General features: G+C 39.3%; 11 protein-coding genes. 5 read left to right on the top strand and 6 right to left on the bottom strand.

Annotated elements, in window-relative coordinates; all coding sequences use genetic code 11:
* Positions 1-6: 6 nt before the first annotated feature.
* A complete protein-coding gene (gene uvrA, locus WG905_RS18520) occupies positions 7-2,808 on the bottom strand; it encodes an excinuclease ABC subunit UvrA (protein ID WP_339593252.1) in 2,802 nt (933 codons plus the stop codon).
* A 266-nt stretch (positions 2,809-3,074) separates the two neighbouring features.
* Here uvrA and WG905_RS18515 point away from each other — a divergent pair, with 266 nt between their 5' ends.
* The 4 genes from WG905_RS18515 (at position 3,075) to recA (ending at position 5,815) form a co-directional block, all read left to right on the top strand.
* Positions 3,075-3,650: an RNA polymerase sigma factor gene (locus WG905_RS18515; protein WP_339593251.1), complete on the top strand. Its 576-nt coding sequence runs from the start codon at positions 3,075-3,077 to the stop codon at positions 3,648-3,650.
* A gap of 91 nt (positions 3,651-3,741) precedes the next feature.
* A complete protein-coding gene (locus WG905_RS18510; RefSeq protein ID WP_339593250.1) occupies positions 3,742-3,939 on the top strand; it encodes a hypothetical protein in 198 nt (65 codons plus the stop codon).
* Between the two features lie 60 nt (positions 3,940-3,999).
* Positions 4,000-4,659, top strand: a complete 660-nt coding sequence (nth, locus tag WG905_RS18505) for an endonuclease III (protein ID WP_339593249.1) — start codon at positions 4,000-4,002, stop codon at positions 4,657-4,659.
* 142 nt (positions 4,660-4,801) lie between these two features.
* Positions 4,802-5,815 (top strand): recombinase RecA, encoded by a 1,014-nt coding sequence (recA, locus tag WG905_RS18500; protein WP_339593248.1) that lies wholly within the window; start codon positions 4,802-4,804, stop codon positions 5,813-5,815.
* A gap of 80 nt (positions 5,816-5,895) precedes the next feature.
* Here recA and WG905_RS18495 read toward each other — a convergent pair whose 3' ends face one another.
* Both WG905_RS18495 and tsaD read right to left on the bottom strand, forming a co-directional pair.
* Positions 5,896-6,069 carry a hypothetical protein gene (locus WG905_RS18495; RefSeq protein WP_339593247.1) on the bottom strand — a complete coding sequence of 58 codons (174 nt, stop codon included), beginning with the start codon at positions 6,067-6,069 and terminating at the stop codon, positions 5,896-5,898.
* 31 nt (positions 6,070-6,100) lie between these two features.
* Positions 6,101-7,102, bottom strand: a complete 1,002-nt coding sequence (gene tsaD, locus WG905_RS18490) for a tRNA (adenosine(37)-N6)-threonylcarbamoyltransferase complex transferase subunit TsaD (protein WP_339593246.1) — start codon at positions 7,100-7,102, stop codon at positions 6,101-6,103.
* A 26-nt stretch (positions 7,103-7,128) separates the two neighbouring features.
* On the opposite strand from tsaD, the gene WG905_RS18485 reads away from it, so the two are divergent.
* Positions 7,129-11,625, top strand: coding sequence for a translocation/assembly module TamB domain-containing protein (locus WG905_RS18485; protein WP_489737906.1), 4,497 nt, complete (start codon positions 7,129-7,131; stop codon positions 11,623-11,625).
* 2 nt (positions 11,626-11,627) lie between these two features.
* On the opposite strand, the gene WG905_RS18480 is transcribed toward WG905_RS18485, so the two are convergent.
* From WG905_RS18480 to WG905_RS18470, 3 genes are all read right to left on the bottom strand, one after another.
* The gene (locus WG905_RS18480) at positions 11,628-12,839 is read right to left on the bottom strand and encodes a bifunctional 3,4-dihydroxy-2-butanone-4-phosphate synthase/GTP cyclohydrolase II (RefSeq protein ID WP_339593244.1); all 1,212 of its coding nucleotides are present in this window, start codon (positions 12,837-12,839) and stop codon (positions 11,628-11,630) included.
* A 180-nt stretch (positions 12,840-13,019) separates the two neighbouring features.
* Positions 13,020-14,453 (bottom strand): LptF/LptG family permease, encoded by a 1,434-nt coding sequence (locus WG905_RS18475; RefSeq protein WP_339593243.1) that lies wholly within the window; start codon positions 14,451-14,453, stop codon positions 13,020-13,022.
* Positions 14,454-14,483: 30 nt separating this feature from the next.
* Entirely contained in the window at positions 14,484-14,864 is a 381-nt protein-coding gene (locus WG905_RS18470; RefSeq protein ID WP_339593242.1) for an START-like domain-containing protein, read from the bottom strand.
* Positions 14,865-14,867 lie beyond the last annotated feature (3 nt).

Here is a 14,867-nt window from a genome sequence, read left to right as displayed (position 1 = left end):
TACAATTTATTTCAAATGCGCTTTTAGATACCTCGCAGTATAGGAATTATCGGCAGAAGCAAGGTCCTCAGGAGTTCCTTCAAACACCAGTTGTCCGCCACCATCGCCACCTTCAGGACCTATATCAATAACCCAGTCAGCAGATTTTATCATGTCCATATTGTGTTCAATCACCAGTATGGTATTACCTTGTTCGATCAATGTATTCAGGGCAATCAGCAGTTTCTTGATATCGTGGAAATGGAGGCCTGTTGTCGGTTCATCAAAGATGAACATGGTTTTGTTGGCATTATTCCCTTTGATCAGGAAGGAAGCAAGTTTGATTCTTTGAGCCTCGCCACCAGATAAAGTGTTTGACGACTGGCCCAAATGCACATAGCCCAAACCTACATCAACCAGCGGCTGTAGCTTATTCAATATTTTGCTGTCATTTTTAAAGAATTCAACCGCATCTTCAATGGTAAGATCCAGGATTTCAGAAACATTTTTATCCTGGTAGGTTACGTCCAAAACCTGGGGTTTGAATCTTTTACCGTTGCAGGCTTCGCAAGGCAAATAGATGTCAGCCATAAACTGCATTTCTATTTTCACCTCACCTTCGCCCTGACACACATCACAACGGCCGCCCTCCACATTGAAGGAGAAGGCTGAAGGTTTAAGTCCTGACGCCTTAGAAGCAGGCAAAGCAGCAAACAGGGCACGGATGTCATCCCATGCCTTCACATAAGTTACCGGATTGGACCGTGAGGACCTGCCGATTGGGTTTTGATCCACCATTTCTACCTGGCTAACCAGGTCGAGGTTGCCAAAAATGCCATCATATGATCCTGTTTGTTCTCCGGCATAATTACCGATGGCTTTCTGCAAAGCCGGGAAAAGTATTTTTTTGACTAAACTGGTCTTCCCGGAACCCGAGACACCACTTACCACAGTAAAAACGCCAAGGGGAAACTTCACATCTATATTCTTCAGGTTGTTTTCCCTTGCTCCTTTTACAAGGATATGATCCTGCCAGGCCCTTCTGGAAGTCGGAATGGCAATGCTCTCCTCGCCGGATAAGTATTTTCCGGTAAGACTTTTTTTATCTTTCAGGATCTGGTTATAAGTTCCACTAAAAACCATATGTCCACCATGAGTTCCAGCTTCCGGCCCTATGTCAATGATATGATCAGCGGCTTTCATCATCTCCTCTTCATGTTCTACCACAATCACAGTATTGCCGACATTTCTCAGACTTTTCAAAACGCCGATTAAATTGTGTGTATCACGAGGGTGTAAGCCTATGCTAGGCTCATCAAGCACATAAATAGAGCCCACTAAACTACTGCCGAGGGAGGTAGCCAGGTTAATCCGCTGAGATTCCCCGCCAGACAGTGTATTTGATAAACGGTTTAAGGTTAAATAGCCCAGACCAACATTATTAAGGTATTCTACACGGTTATGAACTTCTGCAAGCAGACGTTTGGAGATCTTCTGATCGGTTTTAGAAAGGGTTAAGTTTTCAAAAAAACCTAGCATCGTCGAAAGCGGCATCAATACCGTATCAATAATGGATTTATCTGCAATCTTAACGTAAGAAGCATCTTTGCGCAGGCGCGAACCTTTACAATCCGGACATTTGGTTTTACCACGGTAACGGGAAAGCATTACACGGTATTGAATTTTATAAGTCTGCGTTTCAAGGTCTTTAAAAAAAGCATCTAACCCCGAGAAGTGCTTATTTCCAGTCCAGAGTAACCTTTGCTGTTCTTCACTAAGTTCATGGTAAGGCCGGTGAATAGGGAAATTAAATTTATCTGCAGTTTTGATGAGTTTATTCAGCCATTCACGCATCTTCTCGCCCCGCCAGGGTGCGATGGCGTTATCGTATACACTTTTACTTTTATCGGGAATAACCAGGTCTTCATCAATACCAATTACGTTGCCATAACCCTCGCACCTTTTGCAGGCACCATAGGGATTATTGAAACTGAAAAAATTAGGGGTAGGCTCTTCAAATTTAACCCCATCCAATTCAAAACGATCGCAAAAATGCTTGGTTTTACCCTCATTCTCTACATAACAATCGCCTTTACCCTCAAAAAATGCCGTTTGAACAGAATCTGCAATCCTGCTGAGGGTTTCTTCTTCCTCATTTAAAACTATGCGGTCAATTAAAATACTTACTGTATTTTCATTAGTTAATTCTACATCTTCGAAATCCTCATCTTCCAGGATGGCTTCAATTTTACTGATCTTGTCGTCATATAAAACCCTTAAAAAGCCTTTTTGCAGCAGCACGGCAAGTTCTTCTTTAATGGTCCTGTTGTTATGAGGAAACAGCGGACAATGGATGGTAACGGTACTGTCCTTGGTTAGTTTTGAAATATGATCTACTACTGTACTGACTGTATCTTTTTTTACAATTTGTCCTGAAACCGGTGAATAGGTTTTCCCAATTCTGGAGAACAGGAGTTTCAGATAATCATACACTTCTGTTGACGTACCGACGGTAGAACGAGGATTTGAGGTGATCACTTTTTGCTCAATGGCAATTGCGGGGGCAATACCTTTAATATAATCCACATCGGGTTTATTCATTCTGCCCATGAATTGCCTTGCGTAAGAAGATAAGCTCTCCACGTATCTGCGCTGACCTTCAGCATAAAGGGTGTCAAAAGCCAGAGATGATTTGCCAGATCCGGACATGCCCGTAATGACTACCAGCTTGTTTTTGGGAATAGCAACATCTATATTTTTAAGATTGTGTACTCTGGCACCTTTTATGATGATATTATTATGTGGATCTTTCTCTGTTTCCTTACTCATTATTATTGGATAGAATTGCAAATATACCACGAATTAAATAGACATGGCATTTTCCGGGAACGCAAAAATAAGGCTCTCAGAACACATTTATCATTTTTTAACACTTTTATTATTGAATTGTAATAAAAAAATGCTTCTTTTGAAAGATTAACCACAAGAATTGAACCATCACATTTTATATACATATACACATAGGAGAAACGCTATCGAATAAAAAACTACTAAATATTTTTAAGCAAACAGCAGGATTTAGTATTAATACTCCTATGAAAATACAATTAAATAGTGACCAGGAATTGGTGAGGCTATACCTTAATGGAGACGAATCTGTTTTGGAAGAACTTCTTCGAAGACATAAGTCTAAAATTTATACTTCCATTTATTTATTGGTCAAAGACCAGTATTTAGCGGAAGATATATTTCAGGAAGCCTTTATTAAAGTAATTAACACACTGAGATCTGGAAGATACAATGAAGAAGGTAAGTTTTTACCATGGGTAATGCGTATTGCACATAACCTGGTAATAGACTACTTCCGAAGGGAAAAGCGCGGACCGGTTATTACCAGTGCAGACGGGACAGATATTCTGAACATGCTTCAGGTATACGAAGAAAGTGCTGAAGATAAGTTACTCAAAGCTCAAACCCATGCAGATTTAAGGCAGATGATCCATCTGTTACCGGATGAGCAAAAAGAAGTGTTGATCATGCGCCATTATGCAGACCTGAGTTTCAAAGAAATTGCCGACCTTACAGATGTGAGTATCAATACAGCTTTAGGAAGAATGAGGTATGCCTTGAGCAATTTGAGGCGGATGATGAAAGTTAAAGAGGTTAGCTAGACGCCTCACGAAAATTGTTTTTTAAAAATTGTTGTCTAGGTTAAAATAAAAAGTAAAGTACTGCGTTTATTAAATAAAACAAATCAGTATCATGCTTATGGTAACAACCTCTACTTCAATCTACAACGACTTTCAATTTCAACCAAAATCTGAACAGCTTAATGCTGAGCTTTTTGAAGAAATTGACCCTTTCTTTTACGAGAATTTAAAAAAGGAGCTCGATTCACTTCTTAGAGACCCAAGCGATGAGGTCATTAACAAGATCTTAGCTTATGCTAAAACAAAGTAATTAAAATTAAGCTGCCCCGAACGGGGCAGCTTTTTTATTACCTGTATAGTATATTTGCACATGCTCAAAAAAGAACGTTACAGACAATTTGTTGCACATTTTTCTGCAAGGCAACCAGATGCTGAAACAGAATTACACTATAACAATCCTTTTCAATTATTGATTGCTGTGATTTTATCTGCACAATGCACAGATAAAAGAATTAATATGGTCACTCCTGCCCTGTTTCAAAGATTTCCAACACCTAAAGCGCTTGCAGAAGTAAGTTCGGATGAGGTTTTTGATTACATCAGATCCGTCAGTTATCCTAATAACAAAGCAAAACACCTTGTGGGGATGGCTAACATGCTCTTAAACGACTTCAATAGCGAAATACCTTCAGACATCAAAGATTTACAAAAACTACCTGGCGTAGGCAGAAAAACAGCAAATGTGATTGCTTCTGTTATCTATAATGCACCGGCAATGGCTGTGGATACTCATGTTTTCAGGGTTGCACGGCGTATCGGACTAACGAACGGCAAAACACCACTGGCAGTGGAGCTGGATCTCGTTAAGAATTTACCTCAACATACGATACATATTGCACACCACTGGTTAATTTTACATGGCAGGTATGTATGCGTGGCCCGGTCACCAAAATGCAGTATTTGCGAAATCACTTCTATTTGCCGGTATTATGAACGAACCTTTAAAACTAATAATATTAGTGAAACTTAAGATGGTAAATTTAATTATTATCGACTAGATTTTTTAGAACCAAATAAATGTCTATTTTTGCTAAAATAGTTAGCACCTATATTTACCAGGATAGTTATTATAAAGAATAAATATTTTATATTTACGAACAAAATTTAATAAGATGAACCCAAACGCAGACAAATTAAAGGCATTACAACTTACCCTCGATAAACTGGAAAAATCTTACGGTAAAGGCGCCGTAATGAAGTTAGGTGATAAACCAATTGAAGCAATTGAATCCATTTCAACGGGTTCGATAGGCTTAGATATCGCATTAGGCATTGGAGGTGTACCAAAAGGCCGTGTAATTGAAATATACGGACCAGAGTCGTCCGGTAAGACTACATTAGCTACCCACATTATTGCTGAAGCACAAAAGGCAGGTGGCGTTGCTGCATTTATTGATGCAGAACATGCTTTTGATAAATTCTACGCCAGGAAATTGGGTGTGGATATTGAAAACTTATTGATTTCACAGCCTGACAACGGTGAACAGGCATTGGAAATTGCTGATAACCTGATCCGTTCAGGAGCAATTGATGTAATTGTAATTGACTCTGTTGCTGCGCTAGTACCTAAAGCAGAGATAGAAGGTGAAATGGGAGAATCGAAAATGGGCTTGCAAGCAAGATTGATGTCTCAAGCCTTGCGTAAATTAACAGGTACAATTTCAAAAACAGGATGCTGCTGTATTTTCATCAACCAGTTGCGTGAGAAAATTGGAGTAATGTTTGGTAACCCGGAAACAACTACAGGTGGTAATGCATTGAAGTTTTATGCGTCTGTACGTTTAGATATCCGCAGGACCTCACAAATCAAAGATTCTGATGAAGTTTCTGGAAACAGGATCAAAGTCAAAATCGTCAAAAATAAAGTTGCCCCGCCTTTCCGGATTGCTGAGTTCGACATTATGTTTAACCAGGGCATTTCGAAAGTTGGAGAGATCATTGATATTGGTGTTGACTTTAACATCGTTAAAAAAGCAGGTTCATGGTTCTCTTACGGAGATACGAAACTAGGACAGGGAAGAGATGCGGTAAAACAATTATTGCTGGATAATCCTGAGTTGGCTGATGAAATCGAAGCAAAAATAAGAGCTGAGGTGTCCGGAGAAAAATTGGAAGAGAAGCTTTAATAGATATTTTAGATTTTTAAAAGGAGTCTGTATCATAGATAAAATGATGCAGACTCCTTTTTTTTTGGAACAAAAGAACTTTACTTTCCCTCCATGAATTTTGTATCCACATAAATGGCTACAAAAATAGCAGCCAGGATAGCAGCCATCAGGACTATTATTCCCAAATAGTTTTTCCTTTTATCCTGTCGCAACAACCAGATGATAAACCCGATAAAGGGCACCACTATTAATACTAAAAAAAATATGCTCATTGAGTAGTTCATATACGCCTTACAATTAGTTTTAAAAAATCATTCTTGCAGCAGGAGAAACATCCTGACCTACAAAGTCTCTATTTAAATATTTATGATAACCTGCGATAGCAATCATCGCTGCATTGTCTGTACAGTATTCAAATGCGGGTATAAAAACGTTCCAATTCATTTTATGAGCCAGGCTTTGCAGCCCCTCTCTCAATCCGGAATTCGCGGATACACCTCCAGCAATTGCAATATCCTTAATTCCATGTTCAATGGCAGCTTTTTTTAATTTATTTAACAGTATTTGAACAATACTGTACTGTACTGAGGCGCATATATCATCCAAATGCTTACTGATAAAATCAGGATCCAGCTTTTCCTGATCCCTGATAAAATAAAGGACGGCAGTTTTAAATCCACTAAAACTGAAGTTTAGACCTTTAATCTGTGGTTCAGGAAACTTATAAGCAAGGGGATTACCTTCCCTGGCATGTTTATCAATCAATGGCCCTCCGGGATAAGGCAACTGCAATATTTTAGCCGTTTTATCAAAGGCCTCACCTGCTGCATCATCCAGCGTTTCTCCAATAATTTCCATGGAAAAATAATCCTTTACAAGAACAATCTGGGTATGCCCACCGGAAACAGTTAAACACAGAAAAGGGAAAGCCGGTTTAGGGTCTTCAATAAAATGCGCCAGAATATGAGCATGCATATGATTTACGGCAATTAATGGCAAATCTAATGCTAATGCAAAAGACTTGGCAAACGAAACACCGACCAATAAGGAGCCCAATAAACCAGGTCCTTTTGTAAAAGCCACTGCATTAACTTCCTTTTTGTTAACTTTAGCATCCAATAACGCTTGATGAATAACAGGAACAATATTTTGCTGATGTACACGAGAGGCAAGCTCGGGAATTACACCACCATAATTTTCGTGAATAGTTTGGTTTGCAATAACATTGGCAGTAATTTTGCCGTTGTTACAGATAGCAACAGAAGTTTCATCACAAGAGGATTCGATAGCAAGTATTACAGACACGTTTATATTATTTAAGCTACAAAAATATCAAAAAACTATTAAAAATACTTCTTTGGTCTATTGCATCAATATTGTTGTTGCTATGTATACTCTTATTTGCGCTTCAATTTAAGCCAGTGCAAACTTTTGTGGCCAAAAAAGCCGCAACTTATTTATCGCAGGAGCTAAATACAACAGTGTCTTTAAGCGGTATTTACATCAAACCATTTAAATCTGTGGTCATTGAAGGCCTCCTGGTTTTGGATAAACAAAATGACACCCTGCTTAATACGCCGAAGTTGTTGGTAGACCTTAACCAGTTTTCACTGAAGAAACGTATTATCGACGTTAGTTCTATTCAGCTTAATGATGGCGCCTTTTTTCTCAAGTCTTATAAAAACGGTTCCACCAACCTTGATTTCATTCTCAACTACTTTAAATCTGGTGCAGAACCGTCGGTTAAAAAGAAGAAAAAACCCTTTGAGCTTACTTTTAACAGGATCATCATCAACAACCTGCGTTTTAAATATAAAAACCAGAAGATTGACACCGTAATAAAAGGAGTAAACTTTGATGATATTTACCTCAGCGGTTTTAATGGTATTTTTGAAGGGCTGAATACTTCTGAGCATATCCTGCAAACAAACATTAAGAATTTAACCTTCAAAGAGAAAAGTGGCTTTTTCCTTAAAAACTTAAGTGCTTTAACCACCGTTGACACCAACCAGATTGAATTAAAGAAACTATTGCTAATCACTAACCAAAGCAGGCTCACGGATTATTTCCAGATGAGCTTCGAAAAGTTTGGCGATTTTAAAGACTATTTCAATAAAGTGCGCATGAAAGCTAACTTTAAAGATAGTCGCCTGGCAGCAAAAGATATCGCTTATTTTACTTCAGCCCTTGAGGGAATGAACCTGAACATTGACATTGATGGCCAGATAAGCGGACTTGTTAATAACTTGCGCGCAAAACAACTATCAGTTAGGGCTGGTAAAGCGACTTACATCAAAGGTGACTTCAACGTAAGGGGCTTACCGAATTTGAAGGAAACCTTTATGGACCTCAAGATTGACATGGCTGGTTCCAACAAAAAAGACCTCGATGAGTTGTTAACCAGTACAACAGGAAAAAAAGCCAAAGGCATCCCCGAAATCATCAGCAAATTTGGCAACTTCAATTTCAATGGAACTTTCACGGGCTTTCAGAACGACTTCATCGCGTATGGCGAATTTAAAACAAAGTTGGGAAGGGTAGTTTCTGATGTCAACATGAAAATCGATAAAGCCGGCGTTCCATCTTATTCTGGTTATGTTAAGACCTATGACTTCAACATTGGTCAGTTGCTGAATGAAAAATCGCTGGGCAGGGTTACCTCTGCTGTTAATATTAAGGGACGTGGTACCGAAATAAACAATCTTACAGAAAACATTGATGGAGACATTCGATATATAGATTTTAATAACTACCGGTATCAAAATGTGAGCGTCAATGGTATTTTCGCCAAGAAACGATTTGATGGAAACTTAAAGATCAATGATAAAAACGTACAGCTGGTTTTCAGCGGCGGGGTTAACCTAAACCCTGATCTACCTGTCTTTAACTTCCATGCGACCATTAGAAATGCAAAGTTGAAGGCCTTGAAACTGACTCAGGACTCTATGAAGATAGATGCAGATTTCAATACCAATTTTTCAGGTGATAACCTGAATAATATTCAGGGTGATCTATATATCGGTAATATTCAGCTGAATAACGCTAAGGGAATTTATGACATTGATTCTGTTCAGTTAACTGCAAGAGGCATAGGTATAGACCGGGATTTGACCATTCAATCTGATGTTCTCGATGCCAGCATCAAAGGGCAATACGACTTAAATACGCTTCCTTCGTATTACAAGCACCTGGCAAAAACTTATATCCCTTCCTTAAAGACAGAAATTGTAAAGTACGGTACGCAAAATTTCCAGTTTAATCTCGTTATTAAAAAATTCGCTCCTATCTCTGAACTTTTAGTACCCGGATTGGAAATTGAAGACCAGGCGATATTAGTTGGTAATTTTGATTCTCGGAACAGGGTAGCAACGCTGAATGGTTTCGTTAAAAAATTAAGCTATCGGGGCTTAACCGTCAATAATATTATTATTGATGAAAACACAACGAATACACAACTTCATGCGATCATTACTTCCGACCGGGTCGATCTCAATGATAGTTTGCTCGTTAAAAATGTCAATATCTCTAATATTTTAAGAAATGACAGCCTGTTACTGAACATCAAACTTTCTGACGCAGATGATGTAAACCAGCTCGATTTAAATGGCCTGGTGGAGTTTGCCACCAACAATACAGCACGGATCAGTATATTACCGTCTCTGTTAACCATCAACAATGAAGAATGGGCCATTCAGGAAAAGGTACAGATCAATTTTAACCAGGGAAAAACGCAGATAGATAATTTTGACCTCAGCAATGGCAAGCAAAAACTGACCATCGATGGATTAATCTCAGATGACCCTGCTGACCTACTGCAGGTCGGTTTTGAAGACTTCCAGCTAAAGACGTTGAATCCTTTTATGAAGGGCTTTGGTGTGAAACTTGCCGGAAACCTAAATGGTAAAACAGGGATTTACAGTATCCTGAAATCGGTTAGGATAAAGGATGACATCAGAATAGATTCGTTGAACTTCAATGATACCTATATTGGCAGCCTGACAGATACTTCTTCTTTTGACAAACTTCACAACACCGCTAACATATATACCAGGATACTTGCCAATGATCAGGAAACACTAAGGCTTGACGGGGCACTGGACCTTAAAGAGAAACTGATTGATGTTACGGTAAGATTAGATGACAGTAAACTAGCCATCTTAGCACCCTTCGTAAAAAAGTTAGTAAGTAACCTGCAAGGAAGCATCAGCTCAGATTTACGCATCCATGGCCCTTTCGACAAACCACGAATCAATGGAACTTTAGCGCTGGATAAGGCGCAACTTACGGTCAACTATCTCCAAACCACTTACACCATTACTGATGAGGTTTCTGTGGATAACAGCGTGATCCATATTGAAGATTTGAAACTGCTGGATAAAGACGGAAATGTAGCAACTGGAAATGGAACGGTTGATTTAAATAACATCAGCTATCCTGACCTTAACGTTGTCGTAAATGCACTTGACTTTATGGCTTTGAATACCACGTCTAAAGACAATCCAATGTATTACGGCCAGGCCTATGCAACAGGTACTTTTATATTCAGAGGGCCGACGAACAAAATGTTCATTGGGATTGATGCGAAAACAGAAAAAGGAACGGTTTTTAATCTGCCATTAAACAGTTCAGAAACTGTGATGAGTAAAGATTTCATCACTTTTGTAAGTAAAGACACCACACAGTTTGTCAAAAAGCAAACCAGTTTCGACGGACTGACCATGAGCTTTAAACTTGGTGTTGATGCGAACAGTACCGCTAATATATTTACCACCTTAGGAAAGTTGAGTGGCAGAGGCGATGGCGACCTGAGCCTCGAAATTAACAGCTTCGGCGATTTCGAGATGACCGGCGATTATATCATTGAATCCGGAAGTTTTGATTTTACCGCACAGGAGGTGATCAATAAGAAATTTACGATCCGTCAGGGTGGCAGTATTCGGTGGACCGGCAACCCTTCTGCGGCACAGATTCAGTTAAAAGCTATTTACTCTTTAAGGGCCAACCTCGATGCTTTATATAAGGCAGCAAACAGATCTGAAACCAGTAACAATTCAATGGAGCGGGTATTGACCGAAGTAGAAATGGGACTTACGGGATTGTTGCTGAAACCAGATATTAAATTAGATATTTTCTTCCCCTCAAACCCTGCCATCAAGGACGAACTTCAGGCCTATTTCAATGATCCGAACAACTTAAACCTGCAGGCATTCAGTTTAATTATCCGCAGGAGCTTTGCACCAGGGAACGGTGAAGAAGACCTTGGTCAACAACTGACCTCTGGCGTGACCAGCACGGCCACAGAGCTGCTTTTTAACCAGTTTAACAATGTATTGTCTTCCCTTAACCTCGACTTTGTAGATATCAATATCAGGTCGTTCAGTGAAGCCAATGCTTCATTTAAATTCTTCAATGACCGGATTGTGTTAAATGCCGGTATTGTAGACCGTCAAAGTACCAATGACCTTTCTATTGGTTTTGGAAAAAGCAATGTGGGCGGAGAAGTTGAGTTGCTTGCCCTACTGAAGAAAGACGGTACACTGATTGGTAAATTAGCTAACAAACCCCCAACCCAGCAAAGTATTTTTATAAATTCAGGTATCAACCAGAATAACAATGTAACCTCTGTAGGTTTAATTTATTCACAGCAATTTGATAATTTCAGAGAGCTGCTGCAGAAAATCAGCGGCAAGTACAAACGAGACCAGCGGAAGAAACAGGCAGCGCTGGAAGCTAAAAGAAGGGAAGAGGAAGAGGCTGAAAAAGCAAAACAGCTTCGTGTGAATGAAGCTGTTTTAAGCGATAAAAGAAATAAGAAAAAGGATACTTAGACCTAGCCTTTCATAATATGATGGCCCATTTTATCTCTTTTTGTCTTTAAATAAGATTCGTTATGGACGTTACTTTCAATTTCGATAGCCACATTTTCCACAATTTCTAAACCATAGCCAATCAGGCCAGCTCTTTTGGTAGGATTATTAGACATCAGTTTCATTTTAGTAACACCCTGGGCCCTGAGGATTTGGGCACCTACGCCATAATCTCTTTCATCCCCTTTAAAGCCTAATTTAATATTAGCCTCTACGGTATCGAAACCAATATCCTGTAAATTATAAGAATGAAGTTTATTTACCAATCCAATACCTCTACCCTCCTGGTTCATATAAACAACGATACCTTTACCTTCTCTTTGAATCATTTCGAGCGCTTTGTGTAACTGCGGACCGCAATCACACCTGCAGGAACCAAATATATCACCTGTAACACAAGAACTGTGTACACGGACTAATACGGGTTCATCTTCAGCCCATTCCCCCTTACTGATGGCTAAATGCGTTGCCTGGGTATCCAATTGAGTATAGGCCGTCATTTTAAAATCACCCCATTGGGTTGGAAGATTAATAGTTACTTCTTCAGTGATTAAACTTTCATTGCTTAAACGATAAGCAATTAAATCTTTTATAGAAACGATTTTTAATTGATGCTGTGCGGCAATTTTAAAAAGATCCGGCAAACGTGCCATCTCCCCATCATCCTTCATGATTTCGACCAGCACACCTGCAGGCGCCAAACCAGCAAGGCGTGCTAAATCTACACTGGCTTCTGTATGACCTGAACGTCTGAGCACACCACCATGTTTAGCCCTTAAAGGAAAGATATGACCGGGTTTTCCTAATTCATCAGGATCAGTTTTAGGATTAACCAAGGCCTGGATAGTTTTGGACCTGTCAGTAGCAGATATACCTGTAGTACACCCATGACCCACTAAATCAACCGAAACTGTGAAATTGGTTTCATAAGCAGCCGTATTTTTACCGACCATTAACTCCAGTCCCAACTCATCACAACGCTCTTCAGTTAACGGAACACAAATAAGTCCTCTGCCGTAGGTAGCCATGAAATTTACTAGCTCGGGGGTTATACATTCAGCTGCAGCTACAAAATCACCCTCATTTTCCCGATCTTCATCATCAACTACAATAATCAGCTTACCAGCCTTTATGTCTACAATAGCTTCTTCTATTGTGTTTAATTTAATTTCCATTTTTAGAATTTTGCCCTTTAGCCTATGGTTATGTGAACTAAAGGGTGCTTTACAAAGTTACAATCTTCAGCGATAATTAAAGGCTTAAAATATCATTAATAGGTAATCATATTACCTGAAAAATTAAAAGACAAATAGTGAAGTTAAATACCTGCCGATTATTTCTGAATCGTTTTCTGATTAATTTTGAATCTTTTTCTTCTTAAAGAGCTTTGTGAAGAATGATTTGTAATAAGTGGTATCAAACAACGCGGAGTCCACTGTGGCCTTATAGGTTAAGAAGGCCCCTAAAGGACTTAACACAATAATGGCCATCCAGATACCCAAAGCCGGGGAAATACTACCCTGTATAGCTGATTTCTCAGACACTGTTGAGATAATGTGGTATATTAGAAAGAAAACAACCGCCATGACCACTGGCAACCCTAACCCGCCTTTCCTTATAATTGCGCCCAAAGGAGCCCCTATAAAAAACAGCAGCAAGCAGGAAGCCGACAAGGTAAACTTCCGTTGGTATTCAATTTCAATTTTTCTGATGTTCCTGATCAGGTCTTTGTGTTCTATCACTTTTCCCTGAACAGACTGCTGAATAGAATTAATCTGATCAAGGGCACCCTGCAATATGGTCAACTGCTGATCTTTAGGAAGTACTTTAAGGATGTCTCCCTTAATGGTTTTAACAGGTGCTTTAACTTTTGTATATCCCTTGGTAAAATTATTCTGTTTATAATAGCTGCCTATGCTGAGTTTGGCGAGTCGATTAACACTATCAACAACTTTTACCAAAGAGTCCTCTTTCTTTTCCAAACCTTTCAGGTTCAGCATCTGCGTATTTGACCTGAAGCTATTTTCGTCCGTCCGGTTCATTTTAAAGCTGGAGAAATCGAACTTTTGCTCGGTTTGACTGAATCGCATCCGATAGAGTTCCTGCCTTGGATTGTAATAAGAATTTTTACCAGCAGACTCTTCATACCTTACCCCATCATTTAATTTCAACATGAGGTATCTGTCATCGCTGGTTTTATACATTTTGCCATTCTTGGCCATGATAATTTTTGCGATGCTGCCGGTACCTGTATGGTCGTAGATCATAATCCCTTCGAGGGAAATGCCATCATCGCCTTTTTTATCGACCCTGATGGAATAGCCTGGGATACTGTTGTTGAAAACCCCCTCCTTTATCAGGAAAGACAACTTTTTATTACGCACGTCCCATAACAAGGAACCAAATTTAAGATTGGCCTTCGGTAACATGTAATCTGAAAACAAAAAGGAACTGAACGCAAGCAGCAATATAACGATAAAAAGCGGCCGCATCGCCTTTTGCAAGGAAATTCCGGCAGATTTGATGGCTACGAGTTCATAATTTTCACCCAGGCTGCCGAAAGTCATGATAGAAGACAAAAGTATGGAAAGCGGGAGCGCCATGGATACATTTGCCGCTGAAGCATAGAGCATCAATTCGAGAATGACATACCATTCGAATCCCTTCCCGATCAAATCATCCACATATTTAAACAGGAAGAACATCAGCAAAATAAACATCACAATAAAAAATGTGGCGATAAATGGCTTGATGAAGGCTTTGACCAGAAGTAAGTGAATCTTTTTCAATGTACAAAGGTAGTTATTACCCAGGAATAATTAGCCGCCAATTACACTCAGCAAATAGTTGATCTGGTTGTCCCAAATTGATCTTCGCTCCGCTACTGTTTCATCTGTAGCAAAGTCAGTGATGCTCAAGGCAACATCATTTGTTAATTCATCCTGTACAATTTCCATTTCAAAATAGCAATGAGGATCATCCTCCAACCATTTGAACTTCACCATTTTATTCTCTTTCTGACTTAATAATTTCGCTTTCTGCACTTCACCATCCCAGGTAAAAGTAAAAACCTGATCGCGGTAAACCACATCATCTGCAAACCATTGTGACAGTCCATTAGGCTCACTAATAAAGCTAAACAAAATACGCGGAGATGATTTTAATTCATATTCTAACGTAAACTTTTTCTTTTCTGACATCTG

It is taken from the genome of Pedobacter immunditicola (genome assembly GCF_037482985.1).
GTDB lineage: Bacteria > Bacteroidota > Bacteroidia > Sphingobacteriales > Sphingobacteriaceae > Pedobacter > Pedobacter immunditicola.
The sequence above is the reverse complement of the archived record's forward strand: the minus strand, read 5'-3'. Positions and strand labels throughout refer to the sequence as shown.

What these genes read in the sequence shown, in the direction of transcription:
- WG905_RS18495 (WP_339593247.1), bottom strand. Translation starts at nt 6,069, where the DNA reads ATGAGCATATTTTTTTTAGTATTAATAGTGGTGCCCTTTATCGGGTTT.
- WG905_RS18515 (WP_339593251.1), top strand. Translation starts at nt 3,075, where the DNA reads ATGAAAATACAATTAAATAGTGACCAGGAATTGGTGAGGCTATACCTT.
- WG905_RS18470 (WP_339593242.1), bottom strand. Translation starts at nt 14,864, where the DNA reads ATGTCAGAAAAGAAAAAGTTTACGTTAGAATATGAATTAAAATCATCT.
- nth (WP_339593249.1), top strand. Translation starts at nt 4,000, where the DNA reads ATGCTCAAAAAAGAACGTTACAGACAATTTGTTGCACATTTTTCTGCA.
- WG905_RS18480 (WP_339593244.1), bottom strand. Translation starts at nt 12,839, where the DNA reads ATGGAAATTAAATTAAACACAATAGAAGAAGCTATTGTAGACATAAAG.
- uvrA (WP_339593252.1), bottom strand. Translation starts at nt 2,808, where the DNA reads ATGAGTAAGGAAACAGAGAAAGATCCACATAATAATATCATCATAAAA.
- WG905_RS18510 (WP_339593250.1), top strand. Translation starts at nt 3,742, where the DNA reads ATGCTTATGGTAACAACCTCTACTTCAATCTACAACGACTTTCAATTT.
- recA (WP_339593248.1), top strand. Translation starts at nt 4,802, where the DNA reads ATGAACCCAAACGCAGACAAATTAAAGGCATTACAACTTACCCTCGAT.